The organism is Pedobacter sp. 01N416 (genome assembly GCF_056399685.1).
On record NZ_JBFTRT010001059.1, the window covers coordinates 1 to 546 of the forward strand.

Below are 546 nucleotides of genomic sequence, written 5' to 3' on the forward strand. Positions count from 1 at the left end.
CAGCACAACAAACCGGATGACCACCAAAAGTAGTCATGTGACCCAAAATTGGGGAATGTGATAATACCGACATAATCTCTAGTGAACTTATAAAAGCCCCAATTGGCATTCCACCACCGATTCCCTTCGCCAGGAGCAGCACATCGGGCACAACATTATAATGCTCGAAAGCAAACATCTTGCCGCTGCGGCCGAAACCAGATTGTATTTCGTCGAAGATTAACAAAGTTCCGGTTTCTGTGCATTTTGTCCGCAAAGCCTGCATATAGCTTAAATCGGCTACCCGGATTCCGGCTTCACCCTGAATGGGTTCGATAAAAACAGCAGCAAATTCTGAAGTGATTTTATTAAGATCTGCTATATTATTATGCTCGATAAAACTTACATGTGGCAAGAATGGGCCGTAGCCGGAGGAATAGAAATCGCTTTCCATTAAACTTTCGGCACCTTGTGTACTCCCGTGGTAAGCATTTTTGCAAGCAATAAAACCTTTACGGCCAGTATAACGTTTAGCTAGTTTCATGGCGCCTTCTACAGCCTCGGTTC

The 546-nt window shown here is 44.3% G+C and carries 1 protein-coding gene; it reads right to left on the reverse strand.

What is annotated here, in order from left to right; genetic code table 11:
• On the reverse strand, positions 1 to 546 hold a 546-nt coding region (locus AC1DND_RS29225), incomplete at both ends, for an aspartate aminotransferase family protein (protein WP_477586520.1).